This window comes from Leisingera sp. ANG-M6 (assembly GCF_000813905.1).
Classification (GTDB): domain Bacteria; phylum Pseudomonadota; class Alphaproteobacteria; order Rhodobacterales; family Rhodobacteraceae; genus Leisingera.
In genome coordinates this window covers 92,643-110,547 of record NZ_JWLG01000025.1, presented here as the reverse complement: position 1 = coordinate 110,547, position 17,905 = coordinate 92,643, and the positions used below count along the sequence as shown (strand labels likewise).

Annotated in this window: 13 protein-coding genes; 8 read left to right on the top strand and 5 right to left on the bottom strand. The window is 63.7% G+C overall.

Translation table 11 applies throughout. From position 1 onward, the window contains the following. Nucleotides 1-5: 5 nt before the first annotated feature. From nqrM to RA24_RS19960, 3 genes are all read right to left on the bottom strand, one after another. Nucleotides 6-251 (bottom strand): (Na+)-NQR maturation NqrM, encoded by a 246-nt coding sequence (nqrM, locus tag RA24_RS19970; RefSeq protein WP_019296967.1) that lies wholly within the window; start codon nt 249-251, stop codon nt 6-8. A gap of 36 nt (nt 252-287) precedes the next feature. Further along, a complete protein-coding gene (locus tag RA24_RS19965; RefSeq protein WP_082020407.1) occupies nt 288-1,334 on the bottom strand; it encodes an FAD:protein FMN transferase in 1,047 nt (348 codons plus the stop codon). A 79-nt stretch (nt 1,335-1,413) separates the two neighbouring features. Further along, nucleotides 1,414-1,602 (bottom strand): hypothetical protein, encoded by a 189-nt coding sequence (locus tag RA24_RS19960; protein WP_019296965.1) that lies wholly within the window; start codon nt 1,600-1,602, stop codon nt 1,414-1,416. A 112-nt stretch (nt 1,603-1,714) separates the two neighbouring features. Between RA24_RS19960 and RA24_RS19955 the strand changes: the two genes are divergently transcribed. After that, nucleotides 1,715-2,239: a CBS domain-containing protein gene (locus RA24_RS19955; RefSeq protein WP_019296964.1), complete on the top strand. Its 525-nt coding sequence runs from the start codon at nt 1,715-1,717 to the stop codon at nt 2,237-2,239. Nucleotides 2,240-2,633: 394 nt separating this feature from the next. On the opposite strand, the gene RA24_RS19945 is transcribed toward RA24_RS19955, so the two are convergent. Next, nucleotides 2,634-3,524 carry a LysR substrate-binding domain-containing protein gene (locus RA24_RS19945; RefSeq protein WP_039193848.1) on the bottom strand — a complete coding sequence of 297 codons (891 nt, stop codon included), beginning with the start codon at nt 3,522-3,524 and terminating at the stop codon, nt 2,634-2,636. A 105-nt stretch (nt 3,525-3,629) separates the two neighbouring features. Between RA24_RS19945 and RA24_RS19940 the strand changes: the two genes are divergently transcribed. The 6 genes from RA24_RS19940 to tcuA are packed head-to-tail and all read left to right on the top strand — an operon-like array spanning nt 3,630 to nt 14,448. Continuing rightward, a complete protein-coding gene (locus RA24_RS19940; RefSeq protein ID WP_039193845.1) occupies nt 3,630-5,177 on the top strand; it encodes a trimethylamine methyltransferase family protein in 1,548 nt (515 codons plus the stop codon). Then, nucleotides 5,174-6,463, top strand: a complete 1,290-nt coding sequence (locus RA24_RS19935; protein WP_039193843.1) for an aspartate aminotransferase family protein — start codon at nt 5,174-5,176, stop codon at nt 6,461-6,463. Before RA24_RS19940 ends, RA24_RS19935 begins: the two co-directional genes overlap by 4 nt. Next, nucleotides 6,460-8,865: a GcvT family protein gene (locus RA24_RS19930; RefSeq protein WP_039193840.1), complete on the top strand. Its 2,406-nt coding sequence runs from the start codon at nt 6,460-6,462 to the stop codon at nt 8,863-8,865. Before RA24_RS19935 ends, RA24_RS19930 begins: the two co-directional genes overlap by 4 nt. Beyond that, nucleotides 8,858-11,269, top strand: coding sequence for a GcvT family protein (locus RA24_RS19925; protein WP_039193838.1), 2,412 nt, complete (start codon nt 8,858-8,860; stop codon nt 11,267-11,269). Before RA24_RS19930 ends, RA24_RS19925 begins: the two co-directional genes overlap by 8 nt. 4 nt (nt 11,270-11,273) lie before the next feature. Next, a complete protein-coding gene (locus RA24_RS19920) occupies nt 11,274-12,968 on the top strand; it encodes a thiamine pyrophosphate-binding protein (RefSeq protein ID WP_039193835.1) in 1,695 nt (564 codons plus the stop codon). Between the two features lie 4 nt (nt 12,969-12,972). After that, on the top strand, nt 12,973-14,448 hold the full coding sequence (gene tcuA / locus RA24_RS19915; RefSeq protein ID WP_039193834.1) for an FAD-dependent tricarballylate dehydrogenase TcuA: 1,476 nt from the start codon (nt 12,973-12,975) through the stop codon (nt 14,446-14,448). A 657-nt stretch (nt 14,449-15,105) separates the two neighbouring features. Here the strand turns inward: tcuA and RA24_RS19910 are convergent. Beyond that, nucleotides 15,106-16,284, bottom strand: coding sequence for an MFS transporter (locus tag RA24_RS19910; protein WP_039148292.1), 1,179 nt, complete (start codon nt 16,282-16,284; stop codon nt 15,106-15,108). Between the two features lie 89 nt (nt 16,285-16,373). Here RA24_RS19910 and RA24_RS19905 point away from each other — a divergent pair, with 89 nt between their 5' ends. Beyond that, the gene (locus RA24_RS19905; protein WP_039193832.1) at nt 16,374-17,735 is read left to right on the top strand and encodes an aminotransferase-like domain-containing protein; all 1,362 of its coding nucleotides are present in this window, start codon (nt 16,374-16,376) and stop codon (nt 17,733-17,735) included. Nucleotides 17,736-17,905 lie beyond the last annotated feature (170 nt).

Here is a 17,905-nt window from a genome sequence, read left to right as displayed (position 1 = left end):
CGGCCTCAGGCCTGCTGCGCTTCGCGTTCCATCTGCTCGACCATCTTGCGGGCGCGCTTGCACTGCAGCTTGTCACGCAGCGGGCTGTCGGGGTCGATGTCCTTGGAGCAGACCACGCATTTGTCGGCACCTGAAATCGCATTCAGGCCGCCGCAGCTGCCTTTGATCTTCTTGCCCATCAGTATGACCCCCAGCGACATGCCCAGGGTGACGATCAGCAGCAGGATGAAGGCCAGAAGAAAGGTGCTCATAAAGTGGTCCCTCGCAGGATGGCTTGGTGCGCGGTGTCAGTTGGCGGTTAACGCCTCAAAGGCGCTGCTTGCCGCTGTCATATAGGCATCCGGCCCGGCTTGCACGTCCCGATCAATGAAAAACACGGCAAGTTTATGCTGCTCGGCCAGCTTCAGCCCGTTTTCGCGGCCCAGAACCAGCATTGCGGTGGCCCAGGCATCGGCCAGCATGGCGTTTTCTGCAATCACTGTGACCGAAGTGGTCGCATGTGTCACCGGCCGCCCCGCCACCGGATCAAGGATGTGGGAATAACGGGTCCCCTCATACTCGAAGTAATTGCGGTAATCGCCGGAGGTCGCCAGCCCATGGTTGCTGACCGGCACGATCAGCTGCACGGTCTGCGCCGCCGCATCCGGTTTCTCGATGCCGATGCGCCAGGCTTCGCCCTTGGCGTTTTCGCCCTTGGTCACCAGATCCCCGCCGATCTCGACCATGTAATGCTCGACGCCAAACCCCTGCAGCGCTTCCGCCACCGCATCCACGCCATAGCCCTTGGCAATGGCCGACAGGTTGATGCCGGTTTCCGGCGCGGATTTTCTGAGCGTCCCGGCTTCAGCGTCCAGCATCAGCAGCCGTGCTTGCCCAACGCCCTCCAGCGCCTTGGCAATAGCCGCATCCGATGGCACCGGGTCCTCGGGCTTGCGCGGGCCAAAGCCCCACAGCTCGATCAGCGGGCCGAGGGTCACATCGAACTTGCCGCCGGTCTTGGCGTGCACATCATTCGCCGCCGCCAGCACATGGGCAAACTCCGGCGACACCCGCACCGGCGCGGTGCTGCGCTCGGCAGAAAAGGTGGAGACCTCAGACGCCGGATCCCAATTCGACATCTTGGCATTGACCGACGCCAGGGTGCCCTCTACGGCTGAACCCAGCGCCTCCTGGTCCAGATCCTCGCCAATGGCAATCACGCTGTAGGTGGTGCCCATGGTTTCACCCGTCAGCCGCACCTCCTCCGGCGCGCTATCGAACCAGCAGCCAGTCACCGCCAGCACCGCGGGCAGGGTCAGGGCGATCAGGACCTTTCTGGGCATCAGGCTGGGCATTCGGCAACCTCCGGCAGCAAAACTGGCGCAGCTATGCCCCTGCCCCGCGCCAGAGTCAAACGGAGCGCCGGGGCAGGCCTCAGAACTTCAAGGGCAGAAAGGCCAGTGCCAAGAGGCCCACCGCGGCAGGCAGCCCGTACAGCCAGGCCCGGAAGCGCGCGTTGGGTGCTTCACTCTTCCAGTTCTGCCGGTACAGGTGGCCGCAGACAACCACCAGGAACACGGTCAGCGCGCCGGTCACGGGGGTCAGGTAGAGGCTTTCGAACATGTTGTTTTTCCGCTGTTGTTAGCGCTCGCGTCATTTCGCCCCTTTCCGGATCATAATCCGCCGCTAAGATGGGGGTATGACCTGATGCAGGATACAGGAGGAAACCCCGCGCATGGCACCGTTCTCATACCAGCCTCCCACCCGGGGCGACAAGGCCGGGCAGGAAAGCCACAGCCAATCGCCCGAGTCGAATTTGTCGCACGGCCAGTCGACCGTCGCCAGTTTGCTGGAGGCCAAGGGCGACGCGATCTTTGCGATCCGCCCCAACGATACGGTCGGCCACGCGGTCGAGGCGCTGAAGGCAAAACGCATCGGCGCGCTGGTGGTCACCGACCAGAACGGCGCGCTGCAGGGCATCCTGTCGGAACGCGACATCGTGCGCCGCCTGGCAGACACCCCGGGCCACACCCTGCCGCAACTGGTCGAGGAGATCATGACCCGCGAGGTCAAGACCTGCGCGCCGGACGACCTGCTGATTGATGTGGCCAAGGTGATGAACGAGGGCCGCTTCCGCCACCTGCCGGTTCTGAAGGACGGCAAGCTGGCGGGCATGATCACCGTCGGCGACGTGGTGAACTTCCGTCTGAAGGAGCTGGAATACGAAGCCCTGCGCATGAAGCAGATGATCGTCGGCTGAGGCTCATACCAAATGGTCCGCCTTCGGGCGGATCACCTCTGGCGGCAGGCCTTGCTGCATCCTGCCGCCATTCACGCCTTGCGCAGCAAACACCGGTTTGAACCCAAACTGAATATTCGAAATCCTCGCTGCGTGCGCACACAGCAACCGGAATGCTGCAAACGTGTGAAGTTCGGTGCCGCCACGCATTGGCAGAACCGGTCATTCATGCAGACCGCGGCGAAGACCCGTCGCTGAATTCACAAGAAACGAAGCAAAGTGGCCATCGCCCGAAAGTGATTGAATGTCCGCAATACCAGCGTTTTTGCTTATGTTCTAAAAGAGTAGCTGGCATTGGGCGTTCGTCAGCCCATACAAACAAGCCGGCTTGGCCGAGGCAAATAACAAAAGGGTTTCAGCAGCGGGCAAAATCAGCCTGGGTGCTTTGGGCTGTCAGCCATTCAATGGCGAGCTGTGTCTGGCGGCGCATGTGGCTGCCTTTGCGCACGTCCAGGAAATACCCGTGGGTAGGTGTGATGTCTTCGCCGAACAGGCGCACCACTCTGCCTTCAGCCAGATCCTGATCAATCAGCGGCAGCCATCCGACGATCACGCCCTGGCCTTCGGCCGCGCCGCGCAGCAGAACATTGGCGTCTTCAAACACCGGCCCGCGCAAGGTGTCCGGAACCCGCACGCCCATGGCTGAAAACCAGTCCAGCCAGCCCCAATGATTCCGTTGGTGCAGCAACGGCATGTGCAGGAGGTCTGCCGGTGTTTCCACGGGGCCGAACCGGGTGAGGAAAGCCTCTGAGGCAATCGCCACCGGGCTGAGTTCAAGCAGTTTGACGGCCCCCTCGGGCATCTCCGATATGCGTTCCCAGCGGATCACGATATCCACGTTTTCGCGGTCCTGCGCGCCGGGCTGATACGTCGGCACCACTTCCAGCCCGGTTCCGGGGTGCTGTTCCCAGAAATTGCTGATCCGCGGCATCAGCCAGCGGGCGGTGAAAATGGGGCCGGCGGCAATGCGCACGGTCCTGCGGGTGGTGCGCCGGAGCGCGCGGACCGCATCCTCGAGCATGCCAAAGGCCTGAACCGCCGTTTCCGCCAGCCGCTGCCCGTCCTCGGTCAGCACCACATCGCGCCCGGAGCGTTTGAACAGCTTGGTGCCAAGCTGCTCCTCGAGGCCGCGGATGTGGTGGCTGATTGCGGTGGGGGTTACGGACAGAAGCTCCGCCGCAGCGCGGAAGCTGCCCGTGCTGGCGGCGGCTTCGAAGGCGCGCAGGGCGGAGAGAGACGGCAGCATGCGGAATCCATAGATGAGTACAGCTCATTAGTTGCTGAGCAATGACCATTTGTAAATGGGCGTTTCAAGGGGCACCGTTTGAAAGAAGTTAGCTGGGCTCATGAAATGGCGGCATCCGGAAAACGAAGGCGGGGGCGTAAGGAACGCCTCCTTGAAGCTGAGGAAGCTGGCAGCGTTTCGCCGGTCTGGCCCGGCGTTGAAGGCGGGCGGCTGAAACCGCTTGCGCCGGAGGAGGTAGCGCTGGTGGAGGAAACGGCGCTGTCGCTTCTGGAAACGCTGGGGCTGAGCCAGGCCATTCCGTCCGTGATTGACAAGGTCTGCAGCGCCGGCGGGCGGCTGACCGAAGACCGCAGGCTGCTGTTTCCGCGGGTGTTGGTGCACTGGGCCGTGGAGGGTGCGCGGAAGGCGTTCACGCTGTGCGGCCAGGAGCCGGAAAACGATCTGCAGATCAGTGGTGCGCGGGTCCACATGTCGACGGGCGGGGCGGCGCCGGGGGTGTTCGACCTCGACACCGGGGCCTACCGCGACTCCACGCTGGCGGACCTCTATGACGCAGCGCGGATTGTCGACCGGATGGAGAACATCCACCATTTCAGCCGCTCGGTGGTGGCACGCGACATCGAGGACAACGCGGTGATGGACCTGAACACCGCCTATGCCTGCCTGATGGGCACCTCCAAGCATGTTTCGATCTCAATCAGCGCACCGGAGAACGTGCGGCCAATCGCGGAGCTTTGCTACCAAATCGCCGGCGGCGAGGCCGCGTTCCGGGCGCGACCCTTCCTGACGGTGATGGTCTGCCATGTGGTGCCGCCGATGCGCTTTGCCGAGGAGGCCTGCGAGGTGCTGGAGGCCGCCATAAAGGCAGGGTTCCCGGTGCAGCTGATCAGCGCTGGCCAGGCCGGGGCAACCAGCCCCGCCACAATCGCCGGGTCGCTGGTGCAGGCGGTTGCCGAAACATTGGCCGGGCTGGTTTTTGCCCGGCTGGTGGACACGGAGGCCAAGGCGATCTTTGCCCCCAAGCCCCTGGTGGCCGATCTGCGCACCGGGTCGATGTGCGGCGGCGGCGGCGAGCAGGCAATCCTGATGGCGGGCGCGGCGCAGATGGGGCGGCATTTCGGCCTGCCGGTTTCCTCTATCGCAGGGATCACCGATTCCAAATGCCTGGACGCGCAATACGGCGCCGAGAAATCGCTGGCCGTTGCGATGGCCGCCCATGCAGGGTCCAACATTGTGACCCAGGCGGCGGGCATGCAGGCGAGCCTGCTGGGCGTCAGCCATGCGGCCTATGTCAGCGACAATGACCTGCTGGGAAACATCTTGCGCACGATCCGCGGGGTTGAGGCCACGCCGGAAAACACTGCCGCGGATGTGATCGCCCAGGTGTGCCGCGGCGAAGGTCATTATCTGGGGGAACAGCACACGTTTGAGCGGATGAAATCAGACTACTTCTATCCGCACATCGGCGACCGCCGGTCCCCGCGCGAATGGCAGGAGGCTGGCGCCCGGCCGGTTGGCGACGCCGCGCGGGACACGGCCCGTGAAATTCTGGGCACGCATTTTCCGCAGCATGTCAGAGATGAGACCGACCGCGCGCTGCGCGCGGTGTTTGATATCCGGCTTTCCCGTGAACAGATTGGCAGGCCCGCATGAGCAACAGCGAACTGAGCAGCCGCGCCCGGGCGGCGCTGCCGGGCGGGGTCAGCCACGAGCTGCGCTACCGCGCGCCGCACCCCATCTATATCGAACGCGCCGCAGGTGCCGAGAAATGGGATGCGGAGGGGCGCCGCTACATTGATTTCAAGATGGGATCGGCCAGCCAGATGCTGGGCCACGGCCACCCCGCGGTTGTCGAGGCGCTGCAGCGGCAGGCCGACCAAGCGATTTTCAGCGCCGATTGCCACGCGGCCGAGACCGAATGGGCGGAATGGGTCAACCGGCTGTTTCCCTGCGCCGAACGCACCCGTTTCACCGCATCTGGCAGCGAGGCAACGATGCTGGCGATGCGGCTGGGCCGCGCCTGGTCCGGCAAGGATCGGGTTCTGAGGGTCGACGGCCATTACCACGGCTGGCACGACCATGCGCTCAAAGGTGCCAAGGCGGGCAGTTTGCAGGCCGCGTCCCTGGGGGTGCCAGATGCGGTGAACGGCCTGGTGGAAGTCTGCGCGGCCGATCCGCAGGCGATGCAAGCCGCCCTGCAGGACAACAGCATCGGCACCGTGATTATCGAGGCCTCCGGGGCGAATTACGGTTCGGTGCCGCTGTCCGTGGAAACATTGCGCGCTTTGCATGATGCGGCCCGGGCTGCCGGGGCGGTGCTGATCTTTGATGAGATCATCACCGGCCTGCGCTGGTCGCCCGGCGGGCGGCAGGCGCGCGACAGCATCGTGCCGGACCTGACAACGCTGGCCAAAGTGGTGACCGGCGGCCTGCCGGGCGGGGCCGTTTGCGGGCGTGCGGACCTCATGGAGCTGATGAACAACGCAGCCGCGCGGGACGGGCTGTCGCCGCCGGTCAGCCACAAGGGAACCTTCAACGGCTCCCCGCTGATTGCCGCGGCCGCCTGTGCTGCGATGCCTCTGCTGGCCACCGGAGAGGTGCAGGCACAGGCCGATAACATGGCAGAGCGTCTGCGCAGCGGCGTCAATGCAGTGATGGCGCGGCACGGCATCACGGGATGCGCCTATGGCGAAAGCTCAACCTGCCACCTGCTGTTCGGCGCAGCAGACCCGGCGGGGCTGAGCCCGGCTGAAATCCGCAGCGTGCCGCCTGCCTTGGTGGCGGGCCTGCGCTGCGGCCTGCTGGCGCGCGGTGTGGATTTGATGAGCCATACCTCCTGCGTGACCTCCGCGGCGCATACCCCGGAACTGATAGACGAGGCGCTGGACGCCTTTGATGCGGTGTTTGCCGCGCTTGTTCAGGACGGAGTGCTGCAATGACCCTGCCATCCCGCGCCCGCACCGTGATCATCGGCGGCGGCGTCATCGGCTGTTCCATCGCATACCACCTGGCCCGCGAAGGGCGGACGGATATCGTGGTGCTGGAGCGCTCCAAACTGACCAGCGGCACCACTTGGCACGCGGCGGGGCTGGTGCGCCGGCTGCGGCCCTCGGCGACGCTGACCAGGCTGATCAACTACTCGATCGACCTGTATGGCGCGCTGGAAGTGGAGACCGGCCAGGCCACCGGCTGGACCCAGACAGGCTCGCTGACGCTGGCGACCAACCCGGACCGGCTGACCAATATCAAGCGCCAGGTGTCGCTGGGCCGTGCCTTTGGCCTGGAGGCCGAGGTGGTGGATGCAGCCCGCGCCAAGGAGCTATGGCCGCTGATCGAGACAAGCGATGTAATCGGTGCGGTCTGGTCGCCTGCGGACGGCCGTGTGAATCCTTCTGACGTTGCGCTGGCACTGTCCAAGGGCGCACGGGCGCGTGGTGTGCAGATATTTGAGGATACCACCGTCACCGGGCTGCAGAAGAAGGGCGGGCGCATTTCCGGCGTCGAGGTGGGTGAGCATCTGATCGAAGCCGACGAGGTGGTCATTGCCTGCGGCCTCTGGTCCCGCGAGGTTGCGGCGATGGCGGGGGCGCATATGCCGCTCTTTGCCTGCGAGCATTTCTACATCCTGACCAAGCCATTGCAGGAGGTGCAGGCGCTCGGCAAGGGCGCGCATCTGCCGACGCTGAACGATCAGGACGCGTTTCTTTATGCCCGTGACGATGTGGAGGGGCTGCTGGTCGGCTGTTTCGAACCGCAGGCCAAGGGGCTGCCCTTGGACCGGCTGCCCAGGGACTTTTCCTTTGACCTCCTGGATGAGGACTGGGACCACTTCATGCCGATGATGGAAAACGCCCTGCGCCGCATTCCGGCCTTGGAGAAGGCCGAGGTGCGAATGCTGTTGAACGGGCCGGAAAGCTTCACCCTCGACAGCCAGTTCATGCTGGGTGAAAGCCCAGAGGTGCCGGGGTTGTTCCTGATGGGCGGCATGAATTCCACTGGCATCGCGCTGGCTGGCGGCGCAGGGCGCGCGATGGCCGAGTGGATCATCGCGGGCGAGCCAACGATGGATCTGAACGAGGCCGACATCCGCCGCTTCAGCCCGGAGATGAACGTGCTGGGCGCGCTGGAGGCCCGTATTCCCGAGGTGCTGGGCCGCCATTACGACAACCCCTATCCGGGCCGGTCCATGGAGACCGCCCGCGGCCAGCGCCGCTCCCCAATCCACGCAGGTCTGGCTGCAGCCGGTGCAAGATTTGAAGGCCGCGGCGGCTGGGAGCGGGCGGTGCATTTCGGCGGTGAGACGGCGCATCTGCCGCTGACCTTCGGGGTGCCTGCCTGGCGCGATCAGGTGGGCCGCGAGGTGGAGGCCTGCCGCAACGGCGCCGCCATCCTGGATCAGAGTGCCTTTGGCAAGATTTGGGTGCAGGGGCCGGATGCCTGCGCCTTCCTCAACCATCTCTGCGCGGCGCAGATGGACATTCCTGAGGGCCGTATAGCCTATAGCCAGATCCTGAACCGCAAGGGCGGCATCGAAAGCGATGTCACGGTGCAGCGGCACGGGCCGGAGACCTATCTGATGATCGCCGGCGCCGGCGAAGTGGTGCGCGATCTGAAACGGATGCGGGAAACCAAGGGCGCCTTCCAGGTCGAGTTCACCGATGTGACCAGCGGTTATGCAATCCTTGGCCTGGCGGGCGCTCAGGCCCGCGCGGTGCTACAGGCGACCTCCAACAGTCCTGTGCCGGACCTGAAACGCTTCCAGTTTGCCCCCGTCGAGATCGGCCTGGCGCGCGGCTGGGCCGGGCGGCTCAGCTTTACGGGCGAGGAAGGCTATGAGCTGTATATCCCTGCCGACATGGCGATGGCGGCCTATGAGGCGCTGGTGGCAGCAGGGGCAAGCCAAGCCGGGCTTTATGCCAGCGGTTCGCTGCGGATCGAAAGCGGTTTCCGCGCCTTTGGCCATGAACTGGGCCCCGGCACCACGCCGCAGGAGGCCGGGCTGGGGGCATTCTGCGCCTTTGGCACCGGGTTCGCGGGTGAGGGCGCGCTGCGGGATCAGATCCCGGAACGCCGGATCGTCTCGATGCTGTTCGACAAACCGGAGGCGGTCCCGATCCATGATGAGCCGGTTTATTTCGGCGGCGATGTCGTGGGCCAGATCACCTCGGCGGCCTGGAGCTACCGCTATGGACGGTCTGTTGCGCTGGCGATGATTGATGCGCCGCTGGATCAGCTTGCCAGCGACACAGTTGTGAACGGCTTCGAGGTCGAAATCGCCTGCTCCCGCTTTGCCGCCAAGGCGTCGCTGAAACCCGCCAAAGAGGCGTTTGCCCATGACTGACACCTTTCGCACCACGCAGGTTGCCATCATCGGCGGCGGTATCATGGGCGTGGCGGCCCAGTTCCAGCTGGCCGAGAACGGCTGGACCGACACGATCCTGTTTGAGAAGGCGGAGCTCACCTCAGGCTCCACCTGGCACGCGGCGGGACAGATCGCCCATGCGGTGGGCAGCCGGTTGATGGGCTGGATCAACAAGACCTCGATCGAAACCTACAAACGGGTCGAGCGGGAAACCGGCCAGAGCATCGGCTGGCATGAGGTGGGCGGATTCCGCATTGCGACCACTGATGATGAGGTCGACTGGATGAAGTCGATCATGGGCGTCGGCAAGCTGCTGGACCTGCCGATGGATCTGGTCGGCCCCGAGGAGGTCGCCCGCGTGAACCCCTTCTACAGGGTGGACGGCGTCAAGGCGGCGGTGCGCACCTATGAGGACGGGCATATTGATCCGTCCTCCGTCACTATGGCATTGGCCGCCGCCACCCGCGCGCGCGGCGCAAGGATCGAGCGGCGCAATCAGGTGCTGGGCGCCTCCCGCAAGGGGGATATGTGGCTGTTGCGCACGGAAAAAGGCGACGTGCTGGCCGAGCATGTGGTGATCGCTGCGGGCTCTTATGCCAACCAGGTCGGGGCGTGGTTCGGGCTGAAAATTCCGTCTGTCAGCTGCCTGCACCATTATCTGGTGACCGATACCGTGCCAGAATTTCTGGACCGCCCGGAGCTGCCGGTGATGCGCGACAATGCCTATGGCGGCTATATCCGTCAGGAGCAGAAATCGGGCCTCATCGGCATTTACGAGGGTCATGTCTGCCCCACCGTCTGGGAGATGCCGCAGGGCGCGCCCTGGGCTGCGGAGAATGAGCTGTTTGAGGCTGATTACGACTCCATCGGCGATTTTCTGATGGTGGCGTTTGAGAAGATGCCGGTGCTGGCCGACCTCGGCATCAAACGCGTGGTGCGCGGGGCGATCACCCATACGCCGGACGGCGGCATGCTGGTGGGCCCCTCGGGTGCGCCCAATGTCTGGCTGTCCTGCGGGTCGTCCATCGGCCTTGCCTGGGGCGGCGGCGCGGGCAAGGTGCTGGCCGATTGGATGGTGCATGGCGAAACCCCGATCAACACCCGCGGTCTTGATCCGCGCCGGTATGGCAATTTCTCTACCGATCATTTCATTGTTGAGCGCACCAAGGATGAGTTCATGCGCCGCCATGACACCCCTTGCCCCGGCAAGCAGTTCCAGAGCCTGCGGCCGCTGAAGCGTCACCCGCTGTATGACCGGTTGGCCGCCAAGGGTGCGGTGTTCGGCGAAGTGGCTGGCTGGGAACGCCCGCGCTATTTCGGCGAGGTTGGCGAAGTAGAGCAGATCGGCTGGGGCCACCAGCCCTGGCACGCCAACGCCATGGCCGAGGCCAAGGCGACGCGTGAAGCGGCAGGTGTCATCGACCTCTGTGCCTTTGCCCAGTTCGAGATCACCGGCAAGGACGCAGGCAAGCTGCTGGACCGCCTCTCGGCCAACAAGATCCCGGCCAAGGACGGCCGGATGAGCCTGAACCACCTGCTGACCGAAAAGGGCCGCTTCGAGACTGAGATCACCATCTGGCGCATAGCTGAGAACCGCTTTTTCACCGGCTCGCCCATCGCCCGCTGCAACCCGGACTTCGATTGGATCAAGTCGCACATCCGTGACGGCGAAGACGTGCAGATGATCAACCGCACCCACGACTGGGGCATGCTGGCGCTTTCCGGCCCGGCCTCGCGCCGGATCATGGCAGAGCTGACGGATGCGGACCTCACGAACCGGGCGTTCCCCTGGCTGTCCGGGCAGGAGATCACCGTGGCCGGCATCCCGTGCTATGCGCTGCGGGTCTCTTTCGTGGGGGAGCTTGGCTGGGAACTGCACGCGCCGTTGGAGCAGATCGGCGAACTCTACTACGCGCTGTTTGCAGCCGGAGAGAAACACGGGCTGGCCGATCTGGGGTCTTATGCCTTCAACGGCATGCGGATGGAGAAGGCCTATCGTGCCTCCGGCGAGCTGACCACCGACGCGGGGCCGCTGGATGTGGGGCTGGAGCGGTTTGTGGCAGCGGAGGGCCGGGAGTTTCTGGGCAAGGAAGCCTTGCTGCCCCGCGATCCGGGCTGGGAGCTGTTCTACGCGGAACTGTATTCTGACGGCGTTGATATCCACGGCGGCGAGCCGGTGCTGCGGGAGGGAAAGCCCGTCGGCCTGACCACCTCCGGCGGTTATGGCTACACGGTTGGCAAGTCGCTGGGCTGGCTGTTTGTCCGCAAGGGCACGCCGCGTGAAGGGCTGACCGTGCAGATCCTGAACCGGGAATTCCCCGTAACCATCCATGATGACGCAGTTTTTGACCCGCAGAACCTGCGGCCCCGATCCGAGGATTGAGACCATGACCACAATCAGCACCAAGATCACCGGAGGCGAGGCCGTCTACCGCGTTTTGAAGGCCAATGGCATCGATACCGTGTTCGGCCTGCTGGGCGGGTCGATGCTGGAGCTGTACGACGCGATGCATCAGGGCGGCGAAATTGCCTATGTCGGTGCACGGGATGAGCGTGCGGCGGGCCATATGGCCGACGCCTGGGCACGGATGACTGGCAACCCCGGTGTGGTGCTGGGGGCGCAGGCAGGCCCGGGTGTGGTCAATATCGTGACTGCCGTAGCGGAGGCGCAGCTGGCCTATTCGCCGCTGGTGGTGATCGCAGGCGCCATCACCCGGGCCGATCAGGCCAAGGACACCTTTCAGGAGGTCGACCAAGTGGCGCTGTTTGCACCGATCTCGAAACGCTCGGTCATGGTCAGCGATCCTTCGCGCCTGGCGCCGATGCTGGAGGACGCGATCCGGCTGGCCAATTCGGGCCGCCGCGGGCCGGTGGTGCTGCATGTGCCGCGCGACCTGTTTGCCGCCGAAGTTGCGCCCATAGACTCCAAGCCGGTGAACATCGCCCGCCCGGGGCCTGCGGCGCCGGAAGACATCAGCGCCATTGCGGCCATGCTTTCCACCGCAAAACGTCCGGTAATCTTCGCGGGCGGCGGGTTCAAATGGGGCCAGGGGCGCGAGGCGCTTACCGCTTTGGTGGAAACGCTGGAGGTGCCGGTGGTGGCCTCGACCGGCCATGCCGACGTGATGCGTCATGGCCACCCGTGGTTTGCAGGCCAGGCCGGGCCGCGGGGCAACCAGGTGGCCAGCCGCCTGACCAAGGAAGCCGATGTGATGGTGGTGCTGGGCGCGCGGCTGGGTTTCAATTCGACGTTCCACAGCAACGACTATGTCGGCGCAAAGACACGCATCGCCCATGTGGACATCGACGGCTCTGCCGTGGGCCGCTATTTCCCGGCGGAGATCGCGGTTCAGGCCGATGCCCGGCTGACAGCCGAAGTCTTGACCGCAGCGGCATCGAAACCGGCGGCGGATGAATGGCGGGCAGCCTTCAAGGCGGATATGGAAAGCCTTGCCGAAGAACGTGCGGAAGAAGCGCGGATCGCCACTCTGCCGATGCACCCGCGCCGGGCGCTGGCAGAGATCCGCGCCGCACTGCCGGAAAACGCTATCGTAACGCTCGACACCGGCAACACCTGCCTGCAGGCCGCCGACCGGCTGGCGCATTACGAGCCGATGAGCCTGATCACGCCGCTGGATTTCGGCCTGGTCGGCTTTGGCCTGGCGGCGGCCATCGGTGCCAAGGCGGCCGCACCGGAGCGCCCGGTGGTGGCGGTGATGGGCGACGGTGCCTTGGGTTACACGATGATCGAGATCCAGACCGCCATTCAGCACAGGCTGCCGGTCATTGTGGTGGTTCTGGATAACGAAGCCTGGGGGGCCGAGAAGGCCTATCAGCAGGAGTTTTACGGCGGCCGCCTGCTGGGCGCGGAGATCACCTCGCCGCGCTTTGACAAATTTGCGGAGCTGTGCGGGGGCAGAGGCATCTGGGTGGATGGCCCCGGCGAAATGGGCCCGGCGCTGGAGGCGGCGCTGGCCAGCAACGAGACCACCATCATTCAAGGCAAGATTGATCCGGGTGCGCTGATGACGCTGCGCAAGGATCTGTTCAAGGCCCCGGAAAATACCCCGCAGGAGGACTGAGACCATGACCACCTGGGACACGATCATCATCGGCGCGGGCAACGCGGCCTTTTGCGCCGCCCATGCCGCGCGGGAAAAAGGGGCAAGCGTGCTGATGCTGGAATGCGCGCCCGAGGCGGAAAACGGCGGCAACTCCCGCTATACCGCAGGCGCTATCCGCTTTGCCTATGACGGGGTGGAGGACATCCGCGCGCTGTGCCCGGACCTGAGTGAAGAGCAGATCGCCATCACCGATTTCGGCACCTACACGCAGGAGCAGTTCTTTGACGACATGTTCCGCGTGACCCGCTACCGCACCGACCCGGCCCTGTGCGAACGGCTGGTGACCACCTCTCGCGAGACGATGCACTGGATGCGCGGCAAGGGCATCCGCTTCATGCCGATCTACGGGCGGCAAGCGTTCAAGGTCGACGGAACGTTTAAATTCTGGGGCGGGCTAACGCTTGAGGCCTGGGGCGGCGGCCCCGGCTTGGTGGATGCCCACACCAGAATCGCCAAAGAGGCCGGTGTCGAGATCCGCTATGAAACCCGGGCCGTGGAAATTTTGACAGACGGCCACGCCGTCACCGGCGTCAAGGTCCGCCACAGGGGGGGACTTCAGGAATTGCGCGCGAATTCCGTGGTGATTGCTTCAGGCGGTTTTCAGGCCAGCCCGGAGATGCGCACCCGCTACCTTGGCCCCGGCTGGGAGATGGCCCGGGTGCGCGGCTCCCGCTTCAACACCGGCGAAGGCATCAGGATGGCGATGGCGGCGGGCGCCTCCACCTATGGCAACTGGTCGGGCTGCCACGCGGTCGGCTGGGACTACAACGCGCCGGAGTTCGGCGATCTGGATGTCGGCGACGGTTTCCAGAAGCATTCCTACCCCTGGGGGGTGATGGTGAACGCCACGGGCCGCCGGTTTGTCGATGAGGGCGCGGATTTCCGCAATTACACCTATGCCAAATACGGCCGGGTGATCCTGAACCAGCCGGACCAGTTCGCCTGGCAGGTTTTCGATGCCAAGGTCACCCATCTGTTGCGCGACGAATACCGCATCAAGCGGGTGACCAAGGTGACCGCGCCGACGCTGGAGGAGCTTGCGCACAAGCTGGAAGGCGTGGACCCGCAGGGCTTTCTCGATGAAATCCGCGCCTACAATGCGGCGGTGGACACCGCCACGCCGTTTGATCCGAACGTCAAGGATGGCCGCGGGACGCGGGGGCTGGCGGTGCCGAAGTCCAATTGGGCCAACACCATCGACGAAGGCCCGTTCGAAGCCTACCAGGTCGGTTGCGGCATCACCTTCACCTTCGGCGGCCTGAGGATCGACCCGGACAGCGCGCAGGTCCTGGACAATGATCTTGCGCCGATCCCCGGCCTGTTCGCGGCAGGGGAACTGGTCGGCGGCATTTTCTATTTCAACTATCCTGGCGGGACCGGCCTGATCAGCGGATCTGTTTTCGGCCGGCTGGCGGGGGCGCATGCCTTTGGCGGATAGGCGGCAGCTGGCTTGCTCAAACGGAGACGGCAAGCAACCGGACAACAGCCGTTCAAACCGCCTGTATGGCTCAGGTGTCAGCGCGGTGCTGATGTCTGGGTTTGACGGGAGGACTGGAGGGAGCACTATGCCAAAAGTCCAACTTCCCGCTGTTGCCCAGCAACGAAAGGCCGGGAACGGCCACTGTTGCCGAAACAGGCCCGGGCGATCCGCGCGGCTGGAACTGGCGGGCAACCTGCGTGATCTTGCACTGTTCAACGTGGCATTTGATAGCAAACTTCACGGATGCAATTTGGTCAAACTGGCCGTCAGTGACTTGGTAAGGGATGATCGCGTTTGCGACAGGGTGTCAGTGATCCAGAGCAAATCCTAGCGGCCCGTTCAGTTTGACCTCCCAGAAAACTCGCAGGATACCATTGCCCCGTGGGCCAAGCCGCCGAAAATGACCGGCCACTGTTTCACGCACCCCCGCGCCGCGAACTCCCTTTCATTGCAGTTGGTCTTCCGCATGAAATCTCGCGATCCCGTGCGCAATCAGTTTCTCAATAAGCGTGCTGTCTCCAGAACATTGGTTGCCGGCAGTAGCGAATCCTCATGCTCTGCCGACCGGCCGCCAAACAGAACCATGACCCTAAGACGATCTCCCTTAGTTCTCATTCACACGCTCCTTTTGCTTGCCTCAAGTGCCTCGCCTGCAGGCCCAGATTTCCGGTTCCGCAATTTCATGATCAACAGTGTGGCCGACAATTGGACCACGGCAAAAATGGCCATGGCCGTCAGCAGCCCAAGCATATCAGCAAGCGCGCCGCTTGCGATGACAGGCAGTGAGAACCCTGAATAGGCATAAACGAACAGGCCTGCGGTGGCGCGTGCGCGGTCGTCAGGAGCGCGCAATGACACTTCTGCCAGTGATGCAAGATACGTGAAGCCATAACTCGCTGCGCTGGTGATGCAGGTTCCGGCAAGGACCAGGATCAGCAGTTTCAGCCAGACACCGGCCAAAAGCACGAGGAAGCCGAGCGGGATCAGGACAAACCCGAGGGTGAGCGCCTGATCGTTTGTCATTCGCCGGGCGATGGGCTGGCAAAGAAAGCCCACGAAAATGGCGAGGAAAATCACAAGACCGGTCCAACCGCCGAGGCCATTGGCCGCCAGTTGCAGAGGCACGACAGCAATGGTCATGCCGGTCGTGGACCAAGCCAGCGCCATCGCGGCACCAAACATCCATGTGCCCGGCGGAAAGACCGGCAGCCGCAGAAGCGAGACAGGTTTCGGGCGGTCCGCCTTGGGCAAGGCAAAGGCGGCCACCGCCAAGGCTGGCGCCGCTGCAAACAGAACAATATAGCTGACCGGCATCAGCGTCGCGCCCTGAACCGCCAAGCTTATACCGGTTGCGAGGGCGCCGCCGCCGAAACCAAGTGACGTTGCCGATGTCACAACCAAGGCCGCATTTCGTGCGCGGCCCGCACCGAGAATTTCAGCCATGTAAGCAGCCCCGGAAGTGGTCGCCAGACCAGTTCCGGTACCTAAGAAAAACCGCGCGGCCACAAGACTTGCCCAGTTAGGGGATTGCACCAGTACTGCTGTTGCCGATGCGCCGAGGATCAGGGCCAGCGCAATGGGAATACGCCGCCCAATCCGGTCCGACAGTCCCCCTAGCAGCAACAGCGTTGGCATGAGACCGCCAGCATAGGCAGCAAATGCCACCGTCACAGCCGTGGCGCCGGCACCGCTCTCAGCCGCATATACATCGTAAAGCGGAGCTTGAAGGTTCACGGCAAAGGTGACGGTGAACAGGCTCGCGGCAAGCAGGCAGGAAGAGATGAAGCGCGGCATCCGGTGACCCTTATGGATTGACTTTGTTCCGGATTGCCATGAGGTTTTCTGTATGACAATTTTTCTATTGTACTAATGACAGTGGGCGCATGAAGAAGCCTCGATACGCGCGTCTTGCCGACATGCTCGCCAACGCGATCCAGGACGGGAAACTGGTCCCTGGCTCCAAACTGCCGACACACCGGGCATTTGCTGAGAAATCCGGTGTCGCTCTGGCGACCGCAACACGCGTTTACAAGGAACTGGAGCAGCGCGGCCTGGTTGCCGGCGAAGCCGGCCGCGGCACATTTGTGCGCGATCCCGGCCTGCCGGTGACGCTTGGCGTCCATCAGACCGCTGCCGAGGGCGTCACTGACCTTGTCTTCAACATGCCGGGGGATGCCGCCGACGCCGGCATGCTGCGCAGCGGATTGCGGCGGCTGGCAACTGCAGGTGATCTGGAAGCGATGCTGCGCTATCAGCCTCATGGCGGGCGGCTGCACGAACGCCGGATCATTGCCGAAAGCCTTGCCCCGGGCCTGGGCCGGGTTGACCCTGAATGCCTGCTGGTCACATCGGGCAGCCAGCATAGTTTGGCAGTCACTTGTTTGGGGCTTTTCCGGTATGGCGATTTGATTGCAGCAGATACACTCACCTACCCCGGTTTCAAATCCGCCGCGGCTTTACGCGGTCTTAACCTCCTCCCGGTCGAAGGATCGCAGGGAGTGATGGACCCTGATGAACTTGAGCGGTTGTGCCGATTACGGGAGGTTCGCGCCGTTTACCTGATGCCGACGGTCCATAGCCCCTTGGGATCGGTCATGGATGAGGCAACACGCCGCCGCCTTCTCGACGTTGCACAGCGGAACGACCTGCTGATTATTGAAGACGCCGCCTATGCGTTCCTGGAACAAAACCCGCCGCCCAGTTTCTATTCCCTGGCACCTGACCGGACAGTTCACATCGGCGGGTTTTCAAAGAATCTCGCGACAGGGCTGCGTCTGGGATATGTGATAGCCCCTGCAAGCCAGACCCTGCCACTCCTGGAGGCCATCCGTGCGACGACTTGGAATGCTCCGGCGCTGATATCTGGTTTGGTCGCGGGCTGGATCGAAGACGGGACTCTGCAGGTGTCTGAAGAAAACCGCAGGCGCGATGGAGCGGCGCGCCAGTCTGTCTTGCGGAAAGTTTTCGGTACGCTGCCCCTCCAGTCACATCCTAATGCGGGCTTCGCCTGGATGCCGCTCGAGAAAGGTGTTCGTGCTCAACCTATTGTCACGCGCTTGAAGGAGCACGGTCTCTCGGTGTCCGGCGCGGAGCCGTTCGCAACCACTACCGCAGCTCCGCAGGCGTTAAGGCTCGCCTTCGGCGGAATACCGAAGACTGAGCTGGAAGGCGTGCTGAATACGGTCCGGGATGCGGTATGCATTGACCAGGCCGGCTATGGTCAGGACCCTGCAATACGGAAATAGTGGGTCCAGAGCCTAAGATCGCTAGATGCTATCGTTGGCACATGTTGCAGCAAAGGACCTGAAAGTCCTGCTTTCCAACTTGCCGCATGTCCCGTTCTGAAGGCCCGGTTCGGCTCAGAATAGCCTGGCAGCCAGAGATCCAGGATTGTGTAAGGTCTGCTCCAGTCTAC